Source organism: Specibacter sp. BI4 (genome assembly GCF_056680095.1).
This window is the reverse complement of record NZ_CM155265.1, coordinates 964166-988130: the sequence shown is the minus strand read 5'-3', so window position 1 is coordinate 988130 and position 23965 is coordinate 964166. Positions and strand designations below refer to the sequence as shown.

Sequence of the window (23965 nt, the reverse complement as noted above, 5' to 3'; positions counted from 1 at the left end):
TTTCAGTCCAGTCCGCCTGCGGAGACGGCGCTCTTTGCGTTTTTCGCCAGGATTCGGTTCAACGGACTCAGGTCAAAGATGCCCGACAGGTTGGCCTTCTCGCCGACACCGGCTGTGACACCGTCCTGCAACAATTTGGGGAACGTTGCGGCCAGCGGGTCCGCGGAAAACTTCAGCTCCTGCAGGGACCGGGCAATGACATCCCCGGGCAGTTCCTTGCCCGTCTGCGCTTTCAACGCGGCATTGACGGATGCGGCTGCGTCCGCCGGATGGGAGTTGAGCCAGTCAATGGACTCGGCGTTGCCGGCCAGCAGTGCATCAACGGTTTGTGGATGCTGCGCCAGGAACTGCTTGCTGACGACCAGGATGGTTGTGGCGAACTCGCCGTTCTCCCAAAGATCGGCCTCGTTGACCAGGACTTCCGCACCGGCTTCGAGCACCAGGCGCGAGGCCCACGGCTCGGGCAGCCAGGCCCCGTCGATTTTTCCCGCCTCGAAGAGTTTCAGGGTGCTGGCGTTGTCGGTGGGGTTGATGGTGACGTCGCCCCCGCCGCTTGGCGTGGTTTCAAGGCCCTGCCCGGCCAGCCACGACCGCAGCGCCACATCCTGGGTGCCGCCCAATTGCGGTGTGGCCAGCACCTTGCCCTTCAGCTGCGCAGCCGAGGCTATGCCGGGTTTCACGACAAGTTGTGCGCCGCCGCTGGTGGCACCGGCAATGATGCGGATGGACTCCCCGCCACTCTTCACGAAGGAGTTGATGGCAGGGTTCGGGCCGAGATAGGCGGCGTCGATGGCTCCGGCGTTCAAGGCTTCGATGGCGGACGGGCCCGCGTTGAACACCTGGGTTTTCAAGGTGGTGGCGCCGAGGTTTTTCGCGAGGACGCCGTCGTTGACCCCAATCAACGCCGGGGCGTGCGTGACATTCGCGAAGTAGCCCAGCCGAAGTTCAGTTGCGGGTCCGGGGCCGGCTTGTTGTTCGGTGTTTTCGGTGGTGGTGTTGCCGGCGGTCACCGCGGCGACGGCAGCGCCGGCCCCAATGAGGCCCACCAGGGCGGCGAGGGCCACGACTTCCAGGCCGCGAAGCTTCCGGCGGGTCTTTTGCCCTGCAACGATGCGGTTGGTTTTCAGTGGCGCGGGATTGCCCGGTGCTGTTTCATCCGGGGTGTCGTGCGCAGGAAATTGTGTCATTTTCCAAGGCTAGAAATCGGCAAGGCCCGAATCAACAGTTCGGAAACGCCGGGTCACGGCAGGTCATGGTGCTTCACAATTCCCCGCCGCCCACTCCCCGCCGCCCACTGCCCGCCGGTAGCTGCCCGGGGTGAAGCCAAGAAAGCGTTGAAAGTCATTGGCCAGATGGGCCTGGTCGGCGTAACCAAATTCGGCAGCCACTTCGGCCAAGCCCAGGCCGGGATGCGTGCGGGAACGGTCGGCAGCTTCCTGGAGGCGCCGCCGTCGTATGAGCGCTGACGGGCTCAGGCCGACGTACTTCTTCGCCAGCCGCTGCAGGGTCCTTGTGGACACCGCCAGCTGTTGGGCCGCATCGTCCACCTGGACCACGTCCGCGCTGCCGGCGATCAACTCCGCCATGGCGTTGGCCAACAACGCTTCCGGCCCGACCTCAGGAATCCGGCCCAGCAGCCATGTTGAAAACAGCGCAACCGCATTTTGACGCCGCTGCTCCGGGTCCCGCCCTCCCATGGCACTGACGACGGGGGCCAGCAGCCCGGGCAGCTCAAGCAGCAGTTGCGTGTCGCGCAGCTCCGCCGGGTTGTTGGTGAATGCGGGCACGGCCGCCGGACGCAGGAGTGCGCCCACGGCCCAGCCCCGTCCCGTGAGGTCCCGGTGGGAGACCCTGGTTGCGGGGCCGGACAGCTCCACTGCCTCCTGTTGGACCACCAGGTTGCACGCGGCGAAGGCAAGCAGCTGCTGGCGCGAGGTCCGGCCAGGCGCAATGTCCCACTCGGGGATCCAAAACCAGGACACCAGTTGTGAAACCTCTTCGGGCGCGGGGATGCGGTGAAACGTTGGCAGCCGTGCCGGATACAGGATTCCCTTGAAAGAACTGACCACGGGGCAAGTCTATGGACGATGCTGTCGCGAATCTACAAGCATCCGGCATGGGGTCTGCGTATCGTTTGTTGCATGAATAATTCAGCAGAAACAAATACTGCCACCGCCGCGGACGGAGAGTTCACGACCCGCGGTGTGCCGCACGGGTTCACGAGCCTGACCCCGTTTCTTGCCATTGTCGGCGCGGCGGGGGCGATTGCGTTCTACGAGGACGTTTTTGGGGCCCGCACCGTGGGTGTCACGGAGTTTGGCGGCGTCGTGGTGCATGCCGAGCTGGACTTTGGCCAGGGCCGCCTGCAGTTGGGCGAGCCCAACCCGGACTACCATCTGGTCCCGGCACCGGAGGGAGACGACGACTGCTACTCCATCGCCCTTTACTGCTCCGACGTTGACGCGGTGTTGGCCCGTGCCGTCGCAGCCGGGGCAACCGTCAGGGAGACTGCGGCTGGTTTCGTTTCGGGCGACCGATTTGCCAGCATCCGGGACCCCTTTGGCGTCCGCTGGTCCGTCATGACCCGTGTTGAGGACCTCTCCGAGCAGGAGAGCAGCGCACGCGTCGCGGAATGGGCCGCAAGCCAGGGCTGACGCCCTGCCGGCGGCGGGCCGTCCACGGCTCAGTTGTCCAGTGGGCCGTCCAACTCGTCGCGGAGCCTGCGCAGGCGTGAAAGCAGCTTTGACTCGCGGTTCCTGTCGCTGCCCACCGACTTCGTGGCATCCACATACGACTCCCCAAAGGACTGCAACAGCAGATCGTCGGCGATGCGGACCTGGCCCGGGTTGAAGCGGTAGGCCATCAGTTTGGCCACCTTGCGCGCATCGATCGACTTAAACCATTCCTCGGCCGCACTGACGGTGCCGATGCCGTTCGCGGCGAGGACGTGAACCATCCAGTCGTACTGGTTTTCCTTGCTGCTGCGATACTGCGGGAAGGCCCGGTTCAGGACAGTCTGAAGGGATCCTGCATCGAGCATTTGGGTCTCAGGAACCGGGACGATGGCACCCTCGGCCTGCAGCCGCTTGAGTGTGTCGGCAATGTTCACGAACTGCTGGTCTGCGAGTTCAATCAAGGTGGAGGCCATGGTGAAGGCGCGGCTGATCTCGGCATTGTCGCCGCTGGATCCCTTGAAGCGGATGTCATGCTCAAATTCGGCCCAGGCGTGCTGGAGGACTGTGCGGATCTGAACTTCAAAGCGGTAGCCCGAATAATCCCTGCAGTTGGTGGGCGGGTTGTTCGCAGGCACTTCCAGCGTCAGGTGCCGGCCGGCGTAGCCAATGCCGCCATTCTTGCGCATCATGGCCGTCTTGTCTTCATCGTCGAGGCAGGTGAACTGGTTGCTCAGGGCGATGGCCACAGCGTCGATGTCCGACTCCACGAACAAAATCACCCGGACACCGATCAAGTCATCGAGCCGTTCGAGTCCGCCGGGATACTTCAGCAAGCCGTCATGGTCGCGACGAGTGAGCTTCTCCGCCGCGGAGGCAGGCGACTTGACCCTGAATTGCACGTCGTGGTGGTTGAGACCGTCGTCGTGAAGCCGGTCCACAATAGTGTTGCGAATGGCCTGCGCCGCATCTCCGAGCGCACGTTCCTGGAATCGTTCGTCTTCCACTGCCATCCCCGTGTCTTTCACGGCCCAACTTTCGATGGTGTCCCCCTTGCCATTCCCGGCCGGACTGTGCACCGGACCTCTCTTCAAATTCTCCCATCTTCACAGGGCTTGTCCAGCCCAACGGCCGGGAACTGTGTTTCGTTCCGTGCTGCAAGGACGCCGCGGGTCATGGACGACGGCGGTGCGCTCACCCGATGCGGTGGTCCCGGTGCTGACAGTGTCGGCGAACGATGCACAGTTCCCGGTGATCATCAGCGGCAGCCCGGGGACGTCAGGCCCCAGCCGCGGTACCGGCAGTCCCGACCAAAACGAACGGTACGGTTGGGGCAACGCGTGCATTAGACATGGCTGAGAACTGCCTTTCCAGCAGAGGCGGTGACGGCGCTGCCGCCCGCGATCCGGACACGAATGTCGGCTCCCTCGCTTGACACTTCGGTTGTCGTGCTGCCACGGACCACCGTGATGCGGGCTTCCCGCCCCGTCGTCGGACTGGTGACACGCGTGGTGGTGCTGCTTTCGCTTGCACCCGGATAGACGGTGACGAGCAATCCGTCCAGGTAGTCGTAGTCGGGGCGGTCGGTGCGGCTTCCTGTTGCCAGCACGGCGCCTCCGCGAACCCACAGGGGCAGGCTCATGACGCTGTGGGTTTCACTGCGCCAGCCACCTCCCTGGACGGTTTCCCCCGTGAAGTAGTTGGTCCAGCTGCCTGCCGGCAGGTAGTAATCCACGGTGCCGTTGGCCGTAAAAACGGGGGCGGCCAACAGGTCGCTGCCGATCATGTACTGGCGGTCCAGGTAGTCACAGGCATGGTCGTGGGGAAATTCCAGTTGCATGGGGCGCATGAACGGCAGCCCGCGCTCATGCGCTTCCAGCCCCACCTCGTACAGGTACGGCATCAGTTCCAGCTTCAGGTGCGAGAATTTTCGTGTGACCTCCACGGCTTCCTCGTCGAAGGCCCACGGCACCCTGTAACTGGAGGAGCCATGCAGGCGTGTATGGCTGGAGAGCATGCCAAAGGCAACCCACCGTTTGAAGACTTCCGGGTCGGGTTTGCCTTCAAAGCCGCCAATGTCATGGCTCCAGAAGCCAAAGCCGCTGAACGCCAGCGACAACCCGCCGCGCAGGGTCTCGGCCATTGACTCGAACGACGACGAGTTGTCCCCTCCCCAATGAATCGGCAGGCGCTGCCCGCCAGTGGTCGCGGAACGGGCAAACAAGACGGCATCGCCCTGCCCCCTTTGTTCCTCCAACACCTCAAAAACGGCCTGGTTGTACAGCTGGGTGTACCAGTTGTGCATGGCTTCCGGCGACGAGCCGTCATGCCACACAACATCGGTGGGGATGCGCTCACCAAAGTCGGTCTTGAGCGCATCGATGCCCTGAGCCAGCAGCACGCGGAGCTTCTCCTGAAACCAGGCGGTGCCGGCGGGGTTGGTGAAGTCGATCAGGGCCATGCCTGCCTGCCACTGGTCCCATTGCCAGATGCTGCCATCGGCCCTGCACACGAGGTATCCGGCGTCGGCTGCCTCATCAAACAACTTGGAGCGTTGGGCAATGTAGGGGTTGATCCAGGCGCTGAGCCGCAGCTCTTTTTCGTGCAGGCGGGACAGCATTCCTTCCGGATCGGGGAAGACCCGGGCATCCCATTCGAAGTCGGTCCAGTTGAACTCGCGCATCCAGAAGCAGTCAAAGTGAAATACGGACAGGGGCAGTTCCCGTTCGCGCATGCCGTCGATGAAGCTGTTGACGGTGGCTTCGTCGTAGTCCGTGGTGAAGCTGGTGGAGAGCCACAAGCCGTAGGACCAGGCCGGAATCCGGGCCGGCCTGCCGGTGAGAGCCGTGTAGCGTTCGAGCACGTCCTTCTGGGTGGGGCCCTGAAACACAAAGTATTCGAGGGCTTCGCCTGCTGTGGAGAACTGCACTCGTTTGACGGACTCGGAGGCCACCTCAAAGGAGACATGTTCGCTCTGGTTGACCAGGACGCCGTAGCCGCGGTTGGTCAGGTAGAACGGGATGTTTTTGTACGACTGTTCGCTGGCCGTGCCGCCGTCGGCGTTCCAAATGTCAACGGTCTGGCCATTCTTGACGAGGGCGCCGAAGCGTTCGCCCAGCCCGTAGACCAGTTCGCCCACGCCCAGACTGAGCTGCTCATGAACATAACTGGTGGCGGGGGCCAGTCCCGAGGTGGTGACACCCACTTCGCCAACAGGCTCGGCGGCCACTGGCGCGTCCGGGGCCAGATTCATGTAGCCCACAGACTTGCTGCCGCTGGAGGTGAGGACCCTGCCTTCGGATTCGAAGGTGAGGTTCCACGGCGCCCCGGGGGTGATGCGGGCGGTGAGGCCGCCGCTCGTGAGGGTCCCGGACTCCAGGACCCCGTCCGCCTCATGGGCGGCCGCAACCCCAACACCCTCGGTGGCACCCACCAGGTCGAATCCGGCACTGGACCGGCGGCCCTTGTGATGTTCAATCCGAACCCGGATCACGCCGTCGAGCGGCGAGGAAAGGCTCACGCTGAGCATGGGCCGGTTGAGTGTGTCCCCGCGGGTCTCAATGACCTTGGTGGGGGCATAGACGCGCAGGGTGTCGCCGTCCGGGACGATGTCGTGCGCCTCGTGGGCGTAGAGGGCTGTCACGCCGGGGCGTGCCTGCCAAAAACCATCGGTGAATTTCAAGCTGGGGGATCCTCTCGGATGACGGCGACGGCTCCGGCGGCAACAGCATCGCCGGAGGTGAACCGGGCACCCGACACGAGGTCGAGTCCTGTCGCGGCGAGCGCAAGGGGCCCTGCTGAATGGTTGATGGCAAACAGCCAGGTCGGGGCGGATGCGGCATCCGCCCCGCTGCCTGAAGAAGCCGCGGCTGCGCGGCGCACCAGTTCCAAACCGCTGTCTGCCACAGCCACCGGGGTGATGGCCGCACGTGAAATGAGCTGTGCCAGGAGTGCTCCTGTGGAGTTCCGGTCCAGGTGGGTGGAAACGTATTGGGCTGTTCCCGCACCGACTGCGCGCAGCGTGATCGCCGGCTGTCCGGACAATTCCCCGGAGGTGTAGCGGGCCAGAACCTCCGCGTCGCTGCCGGCACCATGTTCGGTGACCTCGAGCAGTTCGCTCCAGACGGCTCCGGACCATGCCGTCCCGTTTGTCAGCGCCCCGTCAAGGCCCACCTTTTCGGCCTCAAACAGCGGGAAGAACTCCTCCACCCGCACGCCCAGCAGGTCCCGCAGCGCTCCGGGATAGCCGCCCTCGATCACCCGGTTGTGTTCGCTGACGATGCCGGAGAAGCTCGTAACAAGCAGGTGTCCGCCGGAGCGGACAAAAGTGTCCAGCTTCGCTGCGTTGTCAGCTGTCAACAGGAACAGGGTTGGAACCAGGACGGCCTTGTAGCCGGTGAGGGGCGCGGACGGATGGATGATGTCCACCTGGATGCCGCGGGCCGTCAGCTCTCTGTGCAGTGTCAGGGGTACGTCCAGTGAGTTCACGTCGACACTGGGCTTGGACCCTGACTTCAACGCCATGGCGGCGTCGTAGTCGAACAGGATGGCCACCTGGGACGGCTGCACCCGGCTGCCAGCCACCTCGCGGATGTTGCGCAGCGTCTGTCCCAGGGTTTTCACTTCCCGGTAGATTTTGCTGCGCGCCCCGGCATGCGGGACCACTGCGGAGTGGAACTGCTCGCTGCCGGCTGTCGACTGGCGCCACTGGAAGAACAGGGCGCCGTCTGCTCCACGGGCAATGTGCGCCATGGAGTTGCGAATCAGTTCCCCGGGCGACTTGGCCCTGTTGCGCGGCTGCCAGTTGACGGCGGACGTGGAGTGTTCAATAAGCAGCCACGGGTCGCCGCCGGACATGCCCCGGACCCGGTCGGCCGAGAACGCCAGCTCCCCGTGTCGTTCCGGATCGTGGCCCAACGTGTAGTGGTCGTTGGAGACCAGGTCCACCTCGTTGGCCCAGCCGGCGTAGTCAAGGCCGTTCGGGTGGTTCTGCACCATGAAGTTCGTGGTGACGGGGATGTGCGGGGTGACCCGGCGGAGCACCTCGCGCTCGGCCAGGTGGTGGCCCAGCAGCGCGTCGGAGGTGAACCGTTCAAAGTCCAGCAAAAGCCCCGGGTTGTGGCTGGTGCTCGTGTGGCGCGGCGGCTGCAACTGCTCAAAGGACGTGTAGTGGTGCCCCCAGAACGCGGTTCCCCAGGCGTCGTTGAGGGCCTCGACGGTGCCGAACTTCCGCTCCAGCCACAGCTGCCAGGCCTGCCCTGTCTCGGCGTCGTAGCTGTGAGCGTTTTCATTGCCCAGCTCATTGCTGACATGCCACAGCTTTAGCGCGCGGTGGTTGCCGTAGCGGGTGGCGACGGCCTCCACCATGCGCAGTGCGTAGCGGCGGAACACGGCAGAGCTGGGGCGCCAGCTGAGCCGTCCGCCCTGGGAATTTCGAACCCCATGCTGATTGACGCAGGCGATCTCGGGGTGTGCCTGCATGAGCCATATGGGCGGTGCCGCCGTGGGGGTGGCCAGGTTGACACCGATGCCGGCCTCGGCCAGCAGCTCCATGATCCTGTCGAGCCAACCCCAGTCGAAGACGCCGTCGGAAATTTCCAACAACCCCCAGGAGAAGACACCAACATTGACAGAGTTCACCCCGGCCTCCAGCATCAAGGCAATATCCTGAGTCCAGACTGACTCCGGCCATTGTTCGGGGCTGTAGTCGCCGCCGAGGGCAAAGCCGTCAGCAATCCAGGGGAAGGTCGTGCCAGCGGGCACATCGGAGGAGCGGGAGAGGAAATCCGTCATGGGAAGGTCGCTTTCTGGTTCGTGTAAAAGTGCTGTCTGCGCCCGGGAGGCCGTGGCGCCGCCGTACTTGGCAGGGCGTGCCTGGCAGGGTGCGCTGTGGTTGTGGTCCTCAGCCCTTGACTCCGCCGGAGAGCAGGTCCAGGCGCCAGAAGCGCTGCAGGAAAAGCATCAGGGCGATCAACGGAATGATGGAGACGGCGGCACCGGTGATGGCCACCGAATACAGGGCCGGGCTTCCGGACCCCTTGGAAAGCAGCGTGTAAAGGCCGACTGTCAGCGGATAACTGTTTTGGTCACTGAGCATGATGAATGGCAGCAGGAAGTTGTTCCAGATGCCCACAAACTGCAGCATGAACACAGTGACCATCCCTGGGACCATCATCGGGATGCCAATTTTAGTAAAGATCCGCCACTCGCTGGCACCGTCGATGCGCGCAGCCTCGATGGTGTCCTGCGGCACGGCTGCCGAGGCGTAGACGCGGGAGAGGTAGATGCCAAAGGGGCTGATGATCAGCGGCAGGAGCACGGACATCACTCCCCCGGCGAGGCCCACCTGCGACAGGAGCAGGTACTGCGGGATCGCCAAGGTGATTCCCGGAATCAACACACCGCCGAGGATGGCATAAAAGATTACCGTCCGGCCCTTGAATTCGTACTTTGCCAGCCCGTAACCAGCCATGGTCGAGACGAAGGTTGACACCAGTCCGCCCACTCCGGCGTACAGGAACGAGTTTGCCGACCACAGCCCGAATTGTCCGCCACCGTAGCTGAACAAGTCCGCCAAATTGTCCAGCAGGCCGGTGCCGGGGACAAACGAGAAGGTGGTGAACAGTTCGCTTGGCGACTTGGACATGGCGGTAAATACCCAGAGGACGGGGACCAGGCAGTACAGGGCACCCAGCATCAAAAGAACTGTTGGCCAGGTCTTCCCGCGTTTGCCGGAAAGTTTGGCCATCTCGCGATTGGCAACTGCGGTCATGACTTTTCTCCCTTGTTGCGGCGGTTGCTGAGCCACATCACCAGTCCGGACACGATGACGGTCCCGAGTGCGAGCACGACTGACAGTGCCGCTGCGCCGGGGAGGTCATCGGTCAGGAAGGCGTTGCGATAAATCGTCATCAGCGGAACCCAGGTCTGGCTGATGACATCCGTCATCGGCTTCAATGTTGTTGGCTCACCGTAGAGCTGGAGGGCACCAATCACCGAGAAAATCCCTGTGAGGACCAGTGCGGGTACGACCAGGGGGATCTTGATCCGCAACGCAATCTGTCGTTCGTTGGCGCCGTCGATCCTGGCGGCCTCATAAATCTCGGCGGGGATGCTTGTTAGTGAGGTGTAAATAATGATCATGTTGAAGCCGACTCCGCCCCAGATGGCGATGTTCGCGAGGGAACCGAAGATTCCCGAGGACTCCAGAAACGGGATGGCACCCCAGCCCAGTGCCTCGGTGATGTAGGAGAAGGGGCTGGTGGAGGGCAGGTACATGAAGCCCCAGAGCAGAGCGGCGATGACGCCCGGTACCGCATACGGAATGAAGATGGCAGTCTGGCCGAACTTGGTGGCACGCACCCCCGGGGTGTCCAGAAGCAATGCGAACAGGAGGGCCAGGCCAAGGGTGACGGGAACGGCAATCACGGCGTAGAGGGCAAGATGCCAGAATCCGGAGCCAAGGGCCGGATCAGTGAGCACGGCCACGTAGTTGTCCCAGCCGGCGAAGACCTTGGTTTTTTTGCCGAGAATGCCGCCGCCAGTAATTTTGTACGTCGTGAAGCTGAGGTAGGCCGCATAAATGATCGGAACGAGCATGAACAGTACAAACAACACCACGGCCGGCCCCACAAACAGGTAGGGGGCGAAGAGTGTTCGAGAACGTGGCCGCTTGCGCGTTGGGACGGCGTCCGTCCGCGCGGGTGGTCCCACCTTTCTGTCCGAAGTGACAGTCATCGATTCTTCCTTTTTTGGGTTTGGCGAGGGCCGGCGGTCCGGGGTGTTCCGCTGGAACCGGGCAGGGCGCACCGGCCCTCGCAATGCAGCTGGCGCCGCGGGTGAATTGGGTGTTGCTTGGCTATTTGTTGCTGATTTCGAAGCCTGACTTGGCCATGTCAGCCACAACGATCTTTTCCACTGCCTTGAACGCGTCACGCCAGGGTGTGCCTGCCTTGATTGCCTTGTTCAACTCATCGGAGAAGGCGCTCTCGGCAACATTCACGTTGGGCCCCCACGTCACAGGGATCGCATTCGATGAAATGGTTGCGGCAAGGTCATAAAAATCGTCCTGCTGCGGCATGAGCGCCGGCGGCTTGCTGGACTTTGCCGCTTCCTGCCCGGAGATTGCTGCCGGGTAGGCATTTTGCACAGTCAGCACCAAGTTGGCACCTTCATCGCTGGCATTGAGCCACTTGATGAACTCCGCAGCTTGCTCTGGATGCTTGGAATTCTTGGTCACGATTTCAGCCGAACCGCCCTGGTAGGCGACGGAGGCGTCACCGGTTGTCCACTGGGGGAATGCTGCCATTGACCACTTGCCGACAGTGTCGGCTGCGACGCCCTCAATCACGCCCGGAGCCCACAGTCCGCCAGGCCAGGAAAGAATCGTGCCGCTGTTGACCTTGGCGTTCCACTCGGGTGTGAGAATCGGATCGGTGGAGATCAGGTCTTCATCCACGAGGTCCTGGAAATAGTCCGCTACCTGCAATGACGCCTCATCGGCGATTCCGACAGTCCAGGTGTTGTCGCTGACTGACCACCACTTGGAACCAGCCTGATTGGCGACGCCTGCATAAAAAGCCCACTGATCTGCCGGCAGGGACGCCAGGTATGCCTTGGGGTCTGCTGCACGGACCGCGGCAGCGGCCGTCTTGAATTCAGCCCACGTCGTGGGAACAGGGATGTTCCACTTCTCCAGCAGGTCAGATCGGTAGAAATAGGCCATGGGGCCGATGTCCTGCGGCAACCCGTAGATCTGCCCGTCAAAGGTGGTCTGTGACAGGGTGCCCGCGTCGTACTTGTCCTTGACGTCTGACACCAGGTCGGTGATGTCCAGCGGCACGTCGGCCACGATCAAGGACGGCAGTGTCGGGTATTCAACTGCTGCAATGTCGGGGGCGTTTCCGGCACGGCTGGCTGTCAGCAGCTTCGCCGAGGAGTCCTTGCCGCCGCCGGCATCGGTGTACTTGACCTGGATGTCCGGGTTGGCCGCATTCCACGTGTCAACGAGTTTTTGGGTGTTGGGTGCCCACGACCAGAAATCAAGAGTTACCGGTCCGCTGTCTGCGCTGACATCAGTGGATCCTGCCGAGCATCCGCTGAGCAACATTGCGCTGACGCCGATGGCCGCGATCGCTGTCATGAATTTTGTTTTCTTCATTTCACTACTTCCTTGTAGGCGGGCACCCGCTGGTGCCATGGTTCCGGGGTTTTAGTGCAGCGCGCTTCGGGGACGGTGTGGTCGGGGACGGTGAACTTGATTCGCCTAATCGAAGCGTTTCGATGGTGAGGAGTGGTTCCTTTCCATCCGGAGCAAGCGGGTTTGGCGCCGGCAGGGATGCTAATTGTCGGTTCGAATATTTGTCGGTCGGAAGACTGGGAGGGTCGGAAGCTGGGCGGAAGCTTAGCGGCCAGAGGGCGGCGGAGCGGAGGAACCCTTGCGGTCATACACCGGCTCGAGCAGCTCGATGTGGGGGTCGGCAAAACCCCCAAGCTGCTGTATGACCAGTTCCACCGCGCGATGGCCCGATTCCTGTGACGGCAGGGGTATGACGTCCAGGGGAGGCAGGAAATGTTCGGTGGAGAAGCTGGAGCACGCCGAGACGATCGACAGTTGCTTCGGCACCGGGATGTCACGTTCGCGCAGCATCTCCAGCAGGATTCCATGGATGGTTTCATTGCAGTTCAGCACAACGGCTGTCATGTCGGGCAGTTGCGCGCGCAGGCCGTCGAAGGATTCCTCCACGCCCGTCCGGCTCGCATCCGTGGTGTGGAATGCCGCATCGATGCCAGCCTCCCGGGCGGCAACAAGGAATCCGTCCCGAAACCGCGGGGCATAGTTGGAGCCGCGTTCGTAGAGGTCCCGCGCGTGGCCCATCAGGCCGATGAATGTGTGCCCCAGGGTGACGAGCCGGTCAACGGCAAGTCGTGCGGCCTGCTCAAAGTCCAGGTCCACGCACGTCAGTCCCTCGGCGTCCCGTGGAATACCAATCAACGCCGCGGGGAGGCCGAGTTCACGAAGGACAGGCACCCGCTCGTCATCCAACGTCACGTCCAGCATGATGATTCCGTCGATCAAGGAGCTGGATGCCACCCGGCGCAGACCACCAATGGCCTCACCCTCGGTCAGCAGGAGCACGTCATAGTCGAAGCTGCGGGCCGCAGTGACCACTGACAGCACAAAGGCCATCAGGGCCGGCGGGTGGGTGTCGGCATGCATCGGAGCCGTCAAGGCAAAGATGTTGGTGCGGGAACTGGCGAGCATGCGGGCACCGGCGTTCGGGCGGTAGCCAAGCTCGGTGACGGCTTGGGCAATGCGCGTCTTGGTGGCATCGGCGATGGGCCGCTTGCCGGACAGGGCGTAGGAGACGGTGCTAATGGAGACCCCGGCCACCTTGGCCACGTCTTTGATATTAGCGATGGGGATCTCCACAGTTTCGGCACGGTCTGGATATTGGCATTGTCTAAGCGCTTCGATAATGCAATGTTTACAGCCACGCTAAATCATCGAAGCGCTTCGCGCAACCTGTGTCCAAGATTACTGTACGTGACGCCGTTCACATGCCAGACGTTCCATCGCGTCCCGGGGAAATGGTTAGCATGAGGGCATGAACAGCCCCTCCCCCACGCCGGCAGCAGCTGCCCAGGCATCCCAAGTCGCAAGCACGTCCACGAGCACGACCAGGGGCACGGGCGCACCGCCGTCGCTCCGGGACGGGGACCTGTCCTTTCGGCCGGCAACAGCACCGCAAGGTTCGGGCGCTTCGTGGCAACCCGCCATGGCACCGCTGGTGCTGGTCCTGCCCGGCGGCGGATATGGCAGGCATGCCGAGCATGAGGGCACGGTGATTGCGGACTGGCTGTCCCGGATTGGCTTGAACGCCTTGGTGGTTCGCTATCCGGTGGCCCCGCACCGCCATCCAAGCGGGTTGCGTCGCGTTCGGGATGTACTCTCTGCCGCGCGCACAGGCGCCCTGGATCTGGGTTCGGACATTGACCGCAGCCGCATCGGCGTCATTGGGTTCTCCGCGGGCGGGCACCTGGCCGCTTTGCTGTCCACGGGGGCATTGCTGCCCGGCGGCGATTGCGCCCCCGAATCCCCGGCCAGGGTTGACCTGTCCATCCTGGCCTATCCCGTCATCTCCTTTGTCCACGAACCGCATGAGGGCTCCGTCGCCAACCTCCTGGGCAGCGGCGACACCTTGGAGGCCCGCCGGGCGCTCAGCGCGGAGCATCTGGTTGACGCCAACACCCCGCCCACGTTCCTGTGGCACACGGCCGACGACGGGGGCGTTCCCGTCAGCCACTCCCTGCGCTACGCCAACTCCCTGGCGCTGAACAATGTGCCGTTTGACCTGCATGTATTTGAGCGCGGCGATCACGGCAAGGGGCTCGCCGAGGGGCTGGGCCCGCTGGAGGCATGGAGCACGCTGTGCCAAGCCTGGCTGGGCGAACAAGGGTGGCTCCCGGAAACAAATTAGCCCACATCCACATCAATCCGGGGCCGCCCAAGGGTGCCGGCCATTCAAGGAGGCCGATGCCTTAGGGCTGTGGCCGGCTCCAGGGTGGCGAAATCCATTCCCGGCCCACAGTGAAGAGCGACGCCGGAGCCCCCACCGACTGCACCTTCCCTCCCGTCGGGGTCAGGGACGGGCGCATTTTGCGGGTGAAGTTTCCTGCCGGCAGGTCCACCCGCCAGACGGCGCTGTAGACGTCCCGGAGGGCCGAAAGCGTAAACTCTTCCGGCACCAACCGGGTGGCCAGGGTGGTGTATTCCATTTTTCCCGCCAGCCGCTCCAAGGCTGCGGACAGCATGTCCGCATGGTCAAAGGCCAGGGTGCCCGCCTCCACCCCATGCACGGGCACCCAGCGCGCCTTGGCCGCGTCAGTGCCCGCAGCCAGCGTTGGCAGTGTCTCGCCGTTGCCGGCCAGCAGCACAAGGTGGGCCACAGAAACCACCCGCATCCGCGGATCCCTCTCCGGGGCGCTGAAGGTTGCCAGCTGTTCCACAAACACGCGGTGCTGGCCAAGATCCAGCCCCGCCTCCTCCGCCAATTCCCGATGTGCCGCCGCCAGCGCATTTTCATCCGGTCCCACGAATCCGCCGGGCAGCGCCCACCGGCCAAGAAACGGCTGGGCACCGCGCTCAACGAGAGCCACATGCAGGACCTTGTTCGCCATGGCAAACACCGCCAGATCCACCGTCAGCGCGACGGGCGGGAAGGCCGTGGGATCGTATCCGGCCAGGAACTCGGCGTCCCTGTCGGGAACCACAGCGGCAGGTCCCGCCGCGGCTGGGTGCCGGGACCCGGCGTCGTGCGTGGAGGGGTTCATGCTGCCGCCGCCAACACGGTGGGGGCCGACCACGCCGGGGCGGTGAACGCTGCTTGTTGCGCCAGCATGGCGTCGATGACGGCCGTGGCGGTGGCCATGCGGCGTTCGCGGCTGCCGGTGATCAGGATCCACGAGTGGCCCTCGTCCGTCAGCATTTCCTTGAACCATTCGGTCATTTCGGGGCGGCGGTGCTCGCCCTCGCGCCAGCCGTCGGCCTCGAAGTCGACGCCGTTGTGGTCGGTGAGCAGGTACACGTCGCGGCGCGGCAGGTGGGTCAGTGCGTCATAGGAACCGTAGCTGCCGTCACCCAGGTAGTAGCGCTCCCACAGGGTGGTGGCCAGGGCGTCGGTGTCGGCGATGACCAGCGGGGCGGCCTCGGCGGCGGCTTGTTCCAGGGCGGTTTGGCGGGCGGCGATGACACCAAAGTCGACATCGGTCCAGGCCAGGTCCTCGACAGTGGCGTCCGGCTGTTGCGCCTGCAGCGCCTCGAGCTTTTCGTAGGTGTAATAGCGGCCGTGCTCCGGAACATCCCGCACAGTGGGGAGCTGCTGGCGGTAGTGCGAGGTAAGGGCCTCGCTGAGCGTGGTGGTGCCGGTCGATTCCGCACCCACCACGATCACGCGGACGGCCAGTCCGCGTCGGGCCGCCGGGAGTATTTGGGGCCATTGGCCGGCCAGGTCGCCCCGGCACATGGTCCCGCTGACAGGGTGCTTTTGGCGCTGCGGGTCGACTGGGACGTGCACGGCACCAAAGGCCTCGGCCAGCCTGTCGCCGTAGCCCTCCGAAGTGTAAACGGCGTCAATGCTTGTCACGCCGCGGACTTTCAGTGCCAGGCGCATGTTCTCCTGCTGCGCCGTCCAGATCTCGTCGCTGGCGTAGTCCTCCGGGCAGTCGTTGCGGACAGGAATGACAGTGACGTTGCCGCCGTCGAACTCTTCACCCAGCCAGTCAGCACGCTGTGCCACCGTGAGCGACTCGAAACGGCTCCCCTGGACCAACACGTAGGCATGGGCGGCTCCGGCAGCGGCCGTTTCAATCAAGTGCTTGTGTCCGGCGTGCGGCGGGTAGAACTTGCCAATGACCAGCGCGTTCGTGAACAGTGGTTTCGCATTCATGGTCAGGCTCCTGCCATTGCGGGTTCGCGGTTGTCGATGCTGCGGAGGCGGTTCCAGCCCACCAGGCCGTAGAGGCACAGGCCCAGGAACCCAATGTAGAGGATCGCCGTCAGTGCCAGGCCGCGGCTGAAGTAGAGGGGAATCGACACCAAGTCAATCACAATCCACACATACCAGTGCCGGAAGATCTTCTTCGCCTGCGCGTACGTGGCCACGAGCGACGCCGCCAGCACGAACGCATCCGGGATGGGCACCTGTGAATCGGTGCCGGCGTGCAGCAGGAACGCGATGGACCCCGTTGCCAGTACGACGGCGGCAAGTCCAGTCCCAGCCTCAACGCGCGTTGCGTTGCGGATGGGCAGGTCATTGCTGCCTGCGGTTCCGGCGGCCCCGCGCGACCACTTGATCCAGCCGTAGACCGCAATCGCTGCGAAGATGACCTGCAGGAGTGTTTCACCGTAAAGTCCGGCTCCAAGGAACAAGATCACGAAGGCGATGTTGTTCAGGATGCCGACACCCCAGTTCCAGATCTTCTGCCGGGCCACGCCCCACACGCAGGCGGCGCCCGTGACGAAACCAATGACTTCAACCCAGCTCACGGGATTATTGAGCAGGGTGAATGCTGTGGCGTTGAACCAATCGATCAGCGTGGTCATGATGCCCCCCCCTTGCAGAGTTATTATCTACTTGATAATAAGAGTATCACGGTATGGCTGCCCTCGGAAGAATTGGGCTCGGGGCCCGCCTCCGGCCGTGCGGGTGGCTTTAAATGCCGTTGGTGCCAACCTCCTGAAGGAAGTTGGCACCAACGGTGTTCAGTTCAACGCGGCTGCCTAATGTTGGCGCGTCTCTTTGCGGGCAAAGAGAACCCCGGCCGCGCCGACAATGAAGACGACCACCCCAACCGCGATGATTGCTACCGATACAGTCCGGGCCCTGCTAAAAAGGGACACGCACCCCACCACGATGATGATGGAGCCGATGTCGACTCCAGTGACGCGGCGGCGTGATCCGGTTGATTGTTTGGTAATTCCAAGGAACTCGAGGATGGCCATATCGCCAGCCAATCACGCCGTCGCGGGCAAGTACATTTTTACCGCCGCTCCCTGCCGCTCCGGCCATGGTGATTCCCCGAAATTTCCAGCCATGGCGACGTGTTCCCCGTAGGTCACGAACGATCTGGGCACCCTGGGAGGGGTCCGGGGCAATGGTTCAGAAGAAAAGAATCGCCATGCGGGCCGGCACCAATTGGATACTGCCCCCTAACATCTCTCAGGCGCGGCCCAGGCCGTCGTCCTGCTGCTCCGCCATGAACGCCTCGGGGCCCTGCTCCGCCGCCTTGGGGTCCATCCACAGGGCGCTGAACAGGTTGCCGTCGGGATCTTCGAAGTCGCGGGAGTACATGAATCCCATGTCCTGGGCGGGGCGGGGCTCCTTGCCGCCGGAGGCCAGCACCTTCTCCAGCATCGCGTCCACGTCGCTACGGCTTTCCCGGCTCAGCGCCGTCTGGACCTGCAGGTGCGTGCTGGGATCAACAATCGCCTTGTCCGTGAACGTCGCATAAAACGCCGGAGTGAGCACCATCAGGTAGATGTTCTCGTCGACGAGGATGCAGGCGGCATTCTCATCGGTGAAATTCGGCTGGACGGGCCACCCAATCCCCTCAAAGAAGGCCTTGGAGCGGTCCAGGTCCCTGGTGGGAAGGTTGACGAATACTTGTGTGGCCATGGCGTTCTCCCTGGTTACAGCATAAAGAGCCGGTGGATGTCCGGATACTTTCATGCTGCCGAACCTCCGCGGCAGTGTCAATGGACTTTTGGACGAAAAATGCCGCCGTTCCCGCATAATGCCGTAGGTATAACGGCGGCATTATGCGCGAACGGCGGCATTTTCTGGAAGGTGCCGCTAGATGCTGTAGCGCTCGTCCTCGTGGTCGCCGGGATGGTCCTTGACCAGGCCCGCGGCAAGGGTGTTGCCGTCCTGCGGGTCGATCACCAGGAACGCGCCGGTGCGGCGGTGGCGCGCATACGTCTCAATCGGCAGCGCCGAGGCCAGTCGGATCTGGGCAGTGCCAATGTCGTTGAGCTCCAGCCCCGACGCGGCCTGGTACGCAAACGATTCAAGGTCCAGCTTCCCGGACACCGCGCGGATCACGCCCTGCACGGTCTTGCTGCCGTGCTTGATCAGCACCTTGGATCCTTCGCGCAGCGGCTTGTCGGACAGCCAGCACAGTTCCGCGTACAGGTCCTGGCTGACCTCGCCAAAGGTGCCAGTTGCCGCGATGACATCGCCGCGGGCAATGTCGATCTCCTCGCTCAGGCGCAGCGACACCGACTGCGGCGCCACCGCCTTCTCGAGCGAACGGCCGGCAAAGTCAATGCCCACCACGGAGGCCTTCCGGCCCGACGGCAGCACAGTGATCTCATCCCCCACCGAGACGGCGCCCGAGGCGACCTGGCCGGCATAGGCGCGGTAATCGCGGAAGGAGGCTCCGGCGTCGTCCGCGGCGGCAAGCTCGGGAGCCAGCGCACCCTGCGGCCGGACCACCAGCTGGACCGGGAAGCGGAACGGCTCCAGCCCGCGCTCCAGTTCATCTGTGGTTGGCAGCGTTTCCAGCAGCTCCAGCAGGCTGGGACCCGTGTACCAGGGGGTGTGGGCTGAGCGGTCCACCACGTTGTCGCCCTCCAGCGCGGACACCGGGATGACCACAACATCGTTCAGGGCGATGCTGGCGGCAACCGCCTTCACATCGGTCTCGATCGTGCGGAAAACGTCCTCGCTGAAATCGACCAGGTCGATCTTGTTCACGGCCACCACCACGTTGGGCACGCGCAGCAGTCGCAGTACCGACAGGTGCCGGCGGGTCTGCTCCAGGACACCCTTGCGGGCATCAATAAGGACGACGACGGCATCCGCAGTGGACGCGCCCGTCACCGTGTTCTTGGTGTACTGGATGTGCCCGGGGCAGTCCGCGAGGATGAAGCTGCGGCGGTCCGTGGCGAAATAGCGGTAGGCGACGTCGATCGTGATGCCCTGCTCGCGCTCGGCACGCAGGCCGTCGGTCAGAAGCGCCAGGTCGATCTTCTGGGTGCTGCCGTTCTCGCCGCCGAAGCCGCGGTCCGCCGAGGTGCGGGTGACGGCGTCGAGCGTGTCAGCCAGGATGGCCTTGGAATCGTGGAGCAAGCGGCCCACCAGGGTTGACTTGCCGTCGTCGACGGATCCGGCCGTGGCGAAACGGAACAGCGTTGACTGCTCGAGCGGTGTTTCGACAGGCTCGACCAGGGAAGTGGTAACAGTGCTCATTAGAAGTAGCCGTCTTTCTTGCGGTCTTCCATGGCTGCCTCGGAGATGCGGTCATCGGCCCGGGTGGCGCCACGTTCGGTCAGGGTGGAGGCGGCAACTTCGCGGACCACGTCATGGACGGTGGTCGCATCGGAGGCCACGGCGCCGGTGCACGACATGTCCCCCACGGTGCGGTAGCGGACCTGCTTGGTGACGACGTCCTCATCGGGACGGGGTTCCGAGACCGGACCCACGGCGCGCCACATGCCATCGCGCTCATACACTTCGCGGTCATGGGCGTAGTACAGTCCCGGCAGCTCGATGTTCTCGCGGGCAATGTAGCGCCAGATGTCCAGCTCGGTCCAGTTGCTGATGGGGAACGCACGCACGTGCTGGCCCACCGTGTGGCGTCCGTTGTACAGGTTCCACAGCTCGGGGCGCTGGTTGCGCGGATCCCACTGGCCAAACTCGTCACGGAGGCTCAGGATGCGCTCCTTGGCGCGGGCCTTGTCCTCGTCGCGGCGGCCGCCGCCGAAAACGGCGTCGAACTTGTTCTTGGCAATGGCATCCAGCAGCGGCGCCGTTTGCAACGGGTTGCGGGTGCCGTCGGCGCGCTCCGCCAGCTCGCCGGAATCGATGAAGTCCTGCACCGAACCCACTTCGAGGCGCAGGCCCAACCGCTCCACCGTGCGGTCGCGGAAGTCGATGACCTCGGGGAAGTTGTGGCCGGTGTCCACGTGCAGCACGGGGAACGGCACCTTGCCGGGCCAGAAGGCCTTCGTGGCCAGGTGCAGCATGACCACGGAGTCCTTGCCGCCGGAGAAGAGCAGCGCGGGGCGCTCAAACTCGGCCACAACTTCGCGGATGATGTGGATGGCTTCGGATTCGAGCAGGTCCAGGGAGTTCAGCTCGGCCGGGGCAGCCGCTGCGGCGTCCGGACTCAGGTCTTGGTCGATGGTTTGGGTGCTCATACGTGTAGCCCGCATTCTGTCTTGGAGGTTCCGGCCCAGCGTCCGGACCTGGGGTCGGCGCCGGGGGCCACTTTGTTGGTGCAGGGTGCGCAGCCGATGGACGGGTAGCCCTGGCCTAGCAATGGATTCACGGGCAAAAGGTTGTCCTCGGAGTAGCTGATCAGCTCCTCGTACGTCCAGTCGGCGACGGGGTTGACCTTGACGAGCCCGTTCTTTTCGTCCCACACCACCAGCGGCGTGTTGGTGCGGGTGGGGGCCTCGTCGCGGCGCACACCTGTGAACCACAGCTCGTACCCTGACAGGGAACGGGACAGCGGCTCGACCTTGCGCAGCGCGCAGCACTGGGCGGGGTCGCGGGCAAAAAGGTCCTTGCCCAGCAGCGAATCCTGCTCCGCCACGGTGTTCAGCGGCAGCACATCGACGATGTTGACGCGCAGGTTCTCGGCCACCTCGTCCCGTGTGGCGTACGTTTCCGGGAAGTGGTAGCCGGTGTCAAGGAACAGCACGTCGACGCCGGGCAGCTGGTCGGCCACGAGTGCCGGCAGCACGGCGTCTGCCATGGAACAGGCGACGGCGGCAGCACCGGTGGCGAAGTTCCGCGCCACCCAGGCGATGACCTCCTGGGCGGACGCGTTCCAGTCCAGCTCCGCTGCGCCTGCGGCGGCAATCGCCTTCAGTTCGTCATGGGTTCGGAGGGCGGTTGCGGTTGTCATTTCAGCAGCTCCTCATCAACGCGGTGGGCAAATTCTGCAAAGGTTTCCTCGGGAAGGCGGGCGCCAACGTACTGGCGCACCACACGCTCCACATAGTCGGGCAGCCCGGCAGCCGTGACCTTCAAGCCGCGGATGGTGCGGCCCAGGCCGGCCTCAACCCGGTTGTCGGTAGCCAGCCCGCCACCGAGGTGAACCTGAAAGCCGGGGGCGGTGCCGCCGTCGTCCGTGGGAAGCATCATGCCCTTGAGGCCAATGTCCGCTGTCTGGATCCGGGCACAGGAGTTGGGGCAGCCGTTGATGTTCAGCGCGATCGGCTGTGTCAGAACGCCCGTGTCGACCAGGTCCGCGAGGCGCTTCTCCAGCTGTGTGATGGCCGTTGCGGCGGTTTCCTTCGTGTTCACGAGCGCCAGCTTGCAGTACTCGATACCGGTGCAGGCGATCGTGGAACGGCGGAACAGTGAGGGGCGGGCGGACAAGCCGAGGCCGTCCAACGCCGTGATGAGCGGCTCAACCTGTTCGGCCGGCACGTCAAGGATGACGAGCTTCTGATGCGGGGTGGTGCGCAGGCGGAAGGAACCATGGGACTCAAGGGCATCGGCCAATGAAGTCAACGTGGTTCCCGAAACACGGCCCACAGTGGGCGTGACGCCGATGAAGAACTTGCCGTCCTTTTGCTCGTGCACACCGATGTGGTCGCCGGGCGAGGTGGGCTTGGGGGCGGGTTCGCCGTCGGGCAGCTTGTGCCCGAGGTACTCGTCCTCCAGGATCTGGCGGAACTTGGCCGGTCCCCAATCGGCCAGCAGGAACTTCAGCCGGGCCTTGGTGCGCATGCGGCGGTAGCCGTAGTCGCGGAAGATGCTCGTGACGCCGAGCCACACCTCGGCGGCAACCTCGGGGGACACAAAGACGCCCAGGCGCTCGGCCAGGCGGGGCGCAGTGGACAATCCGCCACCCACCCAGAGGTCGTAGCCGGCGCCCAGCTCGGGGTGCACCACGCCAACCAGGGCGAAGTCGTTGATCTCGTGCACGACATCCTGCGACGGGTGGCCCGTGATGGCGGTCTTGTACTTGCGGGGCAGGTTGGCAAAGTCGGGGTTGCCGATAAAGCGTTCGCTCAGCTCACGGATCAGCGGGGTGGGATCGATGATCTCATCCTTGGCGATGCCGGCCACCGGGGAGCCGAGAATGACGCGCGGCACATCGCCGCAGGCCTCCGTGGTGGACAGGCCCACGGCCTCGAGACGCTTCCAAATTTCCGGCACATCCTCGACGCGCACCCAGTGCAGCTGCACGTTCTGGCGGTCGGTAAGGTCGGCGGTGTCCCGGCCAAACTCCGTGGAGATCGCCCCGATGACGCGCAGCTGCCCGGTGGTCAGCGCACCGCCGTCGATGCGCACCCGGAGCATGAAGTATTTGTCCTCGAGCTCGTGCGGCTCAAGCGTTGCGGTCTTGCCGCCGTCGATCCCCTGCTTGCGCTGGGTGTACAGCCCCCACCAACGGAAGCGGCCATGGAGATCGGTCTTCTCGATGCTGTCGAAGCCGCCGTCGGCGTAGATGGTTTCGATCCGCTCGCGGACGCTCAGACCGCCGTCTTCCTGCTTCCACGTCTCGTTGGGGTTCAACGGCGCGGTGCCGTCAACCTTCCACTGTCCGTGCGGCTTGGCGGCCGGGCGTGCCCGAACGGCGCGCTTGGCGGGTGCCTCGGCGGGGTTGGGTTCACTGCCAGGGGCCTGCGCTCCGGCTAGAGCTGTCTGTGTCATAAAACGAGCGTAGGTTGGCACTGCAGCCGCGCCAATCACGAATGCAACGCGGCTTCACCTTGGGCAACAAATCGTCACACGCACCATTGTGCACCCGGGTGTGCTTGCGGGTTCCGTTTGGGGAGGCCGACGCCGGACCGGGTGCGCACGGTGCGCAGGGGCATCACCGGGTTGGCTTTACTTTTTGGCGTCCAGGATCTTCCCGGAGAAGTCCGCAAAGGAGCCGGCTTTCCACTGTTGGCCGTCCACAAACACTGTGGGCGTTCCCGTGACCCCGTAGTCGGTGGCCAGCCGGGTCGAATTCCCCACGAACCGCTGGAAGTCCCTGTTTATCAGGCAGCCCTCGATGTCGCCGGCTCCTGCCTCGGCGGCCAACTGTGCCAGGGCCTTGTTGTCCAGGCTGTCTTTGTTCATGTCCGGCTGCTGGGCGAAGAGGGAATCCACAAATCCCTGGTAACTTTCGGGAGAGTCCTCGGCCACGCAGGCTGCCGCTTCAGCAGACCGGGTGGAGTACTTGGTGCCGAGGGACTGCCTGTCCAGGAATCCCACCGGGCGGTACTCGAGGGTGATCTTGCCTTGGTCGCGGAGGGTCTGCAAGGACGCTCCGTGCTCCGCCTCAAAGGCTGCACAGTGCGGGCACAGGAAATCCAGGTAAACCACGACCTGTGCGGGTTCGCCGCTGGCCGAAGCCTTGATGCCGATGTCGGCCACGTTCGCAGGATCCTGCGATGGTGTGGGCGCATCCTGATTCCCCTGCTGGACGGCGGGCACAAGAACCTTCCCGTCCACTCCAAAAGCGATGCCGCCGTAGGCATTCATGCTGGCTGGGACACCCACCGGCTCCTTATCGGAGGTGTTCCCGTATTCGGACGCCGCTCCCCCGGCGAGGATTGTCGCGACGACAACAGCAATGAGGCCCAGCACCGTGGCCACCGCCCCCACGTAACCGATGATCACACCAGCCAGCGCCAGGCCGCGGCCTTTTTGCCCCGTTCGCTTGATCTGTCCCAGCGCAATGTGCCCGGTAATGATGGCCGCCAGGCTGACAAGGAAAGCCGACACAAAGGACACGATGGCCAGTGTGTTCGTGGTTTCCTGCTTGACCGGAGGCATGCCGTA

General features: G+C 64.0%; 21 protein-coding genes. 2 read left to right on the top strand and 19 right to left on the bottom strand.

Translation table 11 applies throughout. The annotated features are described in order from the left end of the window. Positions 1-2: 2 nt before the first annotated feature. Together AC1L6K_RS04630 and AC1L6K_RS04625 are read right to left on the bottom strand one after the other, a co-directional pair. Positions 3-1187, bottom strand: a complete 1185-nt coding sequence (locus AC1L6K_RS04630) for an ABC transporter substrate-binding protein (protein WP_480951554.1) — start codon at positions 1185-1187, stop codon at positions 3-5. 63 nt (positions 1188-1250) lie between these two features. Then, complete coding sequence (locus AC1L6K_RS04625; protein WP_480951553.1) at positions 1251-2069, bottom strand: helix-turn-helix domain-containing protein; 819 nt, start codon at positions 2067-2069, stop codon at positions 1251-1253. Positions 2070-2141: 72 nt separating this feature from the next. Between AC1L6K_RS04625 and AC1L6K_RS04620 the strand changes: the two genes are divergently transcribed. Then, complete coding sequence (locus AC1L6K_RS04620; protein WP_480951552.1) at positions 2142-2654, top strand: VOC family protein; 513 nt, start codon at positions 2142-2144, stop codon at positions 2652-2654. Positions 2655-2683: 29 nt separating this feature from the next. Here AC1L6K_RS04620 and AC1L6K_RS04615 read toward each other — a convergent pair whose 3' ends face one another. The 7 genes from AC1L6K_RS04615 to AC1L6K_RS04585 form a co-directional block, all read right to left on the bottom strand. Then, on the bottom strand, positions 2684-3700 hold the full coding sequence (locus AC1L6K_RS04615; protein WP_480951551.1) for a GTP pyrophosphokinase: 1017 nt from the start codon (positions 3698-3700) through the stop codon (positions 2684-2686). Positions 3701-4017: 317 nt separating this feature from the next. After that, a complete protein-coding gene (yicI, locus tag AC1L6K_RS04610; RefSeq protein WP_480951550.1) occupies positions 4018-6354 on the bottom strand; it encodes an alpha-xylosidase in 2337 nt (778 codons plus the stop codon). Continuing rightward, the gene (locus AC1L6K_RS04605) at positions 6351-8465 is read right to left on the bottom strand and encodes a beta-galactosidase (protein ID WP_480951549.1); all 2115 of its coding nucleotides are present in this window, start codon (positions 8463-8465) and stop codon (positions 6351-6353) included. Before AC1L6K_RS04605 ends, yicI begins: the two co-directional genes overlap by 4 nt. A 109-nt stretch (positions 8466-8574) precedes the next feature. Continuing rightward, positions 8575-9444 (bottom strand): carbohydrate ABC transporter permease, encoded by an 870-nt coding sequence (locus AC1L6K_RS04600; protein WP_480951548.1) that lies wholly within the window; start codon positions 9442-9444, stop codon positions 8575-8577. Next, positions 9441-10409 (bottom strand): carbohydrate ABC transporter permease, encoded by a 969-nt coding sequence (locus AC1L6K_RS04595; protein ID WP_480951547.1) that lies wholly within the window; start codon positions 10407-10409, stop codon positions 9441-9443. Before AC1L6K_RS04595 ends, AC1L6K_RS04600 begins: the two co-directional genes overlap by 4 nt. Before the next feature lie 121 nt (positions 10410-10530). After that, the gene (locus AC1L6K_RS04590) at positions 10531-11832 is read right to left on the bottom strand and encodes an ABC transporter substrate-binding protein (protein ID WP_480951546.1); all 1302 of its coding nucleotides are present in this window, start codon (positions 11830-11832) and stop codon (positions 10531-10533) included. A 243-nt stretch (positions 11833-12075) separates the two neighbouring features. Beyond that, positions 12076-13074 (bottom strand): LacI family DNA-binding transcriptional regulator, encoded by a 999-nt coding sequence (locus AC1L6K_RS04585; protein WP_480951545.1) that lies wholly within the window; start codon positions 13072-13074, stop codon positions 12076-12078. Positions 13075-13279: 205 nt separating this feature from the next. Between AC1L6K_RS04585 and AC1L6K_RS04580 the strand changes: the two genes are divergently transcribed. Further along, entirely contained in the window at positions 13280-14152 is an 873-nt protein-coding gene (locus tag AC1L6K_RS04580) for an alpha/beta hydrolase (protein ID WP_480951544.1), read from the top strand. A gap of 61 nt (positions 14153-14213) precedes the next feature. Here the strand turns inward: AC1L6K_RS04580 and AC1L6K_RS04575 are convergent, their stop codons facing one another. The 10 genes from AC1L6K_RS04575 to AC1L6K_RS04530 all read right to left on the bottom strand — a co-directional run bounded on the left by AC1L6K_RS04575 (position 14214) and on the right by AC1L6K_RS04530 (position 23959). Beyond that, positions 14214-15005 (bottom strand): NUDIX hydrolase, encoded by a 792-nt coding sequence (locus tag AC1L6K_RS04575; protein ID WP_480951543.1) that lies wholly within the window; start codon positions 15003-15005, stop codon positions 14214-14216. Next, complete coding sequence (locus AC1L6K_RS04570) at positions 15002-16120, bottom strand: AAA family ATPase (protein WP_480951542.1); 1119 nt, start codon at positions 16118-16120, stop codon at positions 15002-15004. The genes AC1L6K_RS04575 and AC1L6K_RS04570 overlap by 4 nt, the downstream gene beginning before the upstream one ends. 2 nt (positions 16121-16122) lie before the next feature. Further along, on the bottom strand, positions 16123-16776 hold the full coding sequence (pnuC, locus tag AC1L6K_RS04565; protein WP_480951541.1) for a nicotinamide riboside transporter PnuC: 654 nt from the start codon (positions 16774-16776) through the stop codon (positions 16123-16125). A 177-nt stretch (positions 16777-16953) separates the two neighbouring features. Beyond that, positions 16954-17175: a hypothetical protein gene (locus AC1L6K_RS04560; protein WP_480951540.1), complete on the bottom strand. Its 222-nt coding sequence runs from the start codon at positions 17173-17175 to the stop codon at positions 16954-16956. 217 nt (positions 17176-17392) lie between these two features. Then, positions 17393-17848, bottom strand: a complete 456-nt coding sequence (locus AC1L6K_RS04555) for a VOC family protein (RefSeq protein WP_480951539.1) — start codon at positions 17846-17848, stop codon at positions 17393-17395. A 177-nt stretch (positions 17849-18025) separates the two neighbouring features. Then, on the bottom strand, positions 18026-19423 hold the full coding sequence (locus tag AC1L6K_RS04550; protein WP_480951538.1) for a sulfate adenylyltransferase subunit 1: 1398 nt from the start codon (positions 19421-19423) through the stop codon (positions 18026-18028). Further along, positions 19423-20373: a sulfate adenylyltransferase subunit CysD gene (cysD, locus tag AC1L6K_RS04545; protein WP_480951537.1), complete on the bottom strand. Its 951-nt coding sequence runs from the start codon at positions 20371-20373 to the stop codon at positions 19423-19425. The genes AC1L6K_RS04550 and cysD overlap by 1 nt, the downstream gene beginning before the upstream one ends. Then, positions 20370-21086 (bottom strand): phosphoadenylyl-sulfate reductase, encoded by a 717-nt coding sequence (locus AC1L6K_RS04540; RefSeq protein ID WP_480951536.1) that lies wholly within the window; start codon positions 21084-21086, stop codon positions 20370-20372. The genes cysD and AC1L6K_RS04540 overlap by 4 nt, the downstream gene beginning before the upstream one ends. Further along, a complete protein-coding gene (locus AC1L6K_RS04535) occupies positions 21083-22846 on the bottom strand; it encodes a nitrite/sulfite reductase (RefSeq protein ID WP_480951535.1) in 1764 nt (587 codons plus the stop codon). Before AC1L6K_RS04535 ends, AC1L6K_RS04540 begins: the two co-directional genes overlap by 4 nt. A gap of 177 nt (positions 22847-23023) precedes the next feature. Beyond that, on the bottom strand, positions 23024-23959 hold the full coding sequence (locus AC1L6K_RS04530; protein WP_480951534.1) for a thioredoxin domain-containing protein: 936 nt from the start codon (positions 23957-23959) through the stop codon (positions 23024-23026). Between the last annotated feature and the right edge of the window lie 6 nt (positions 23960-23965).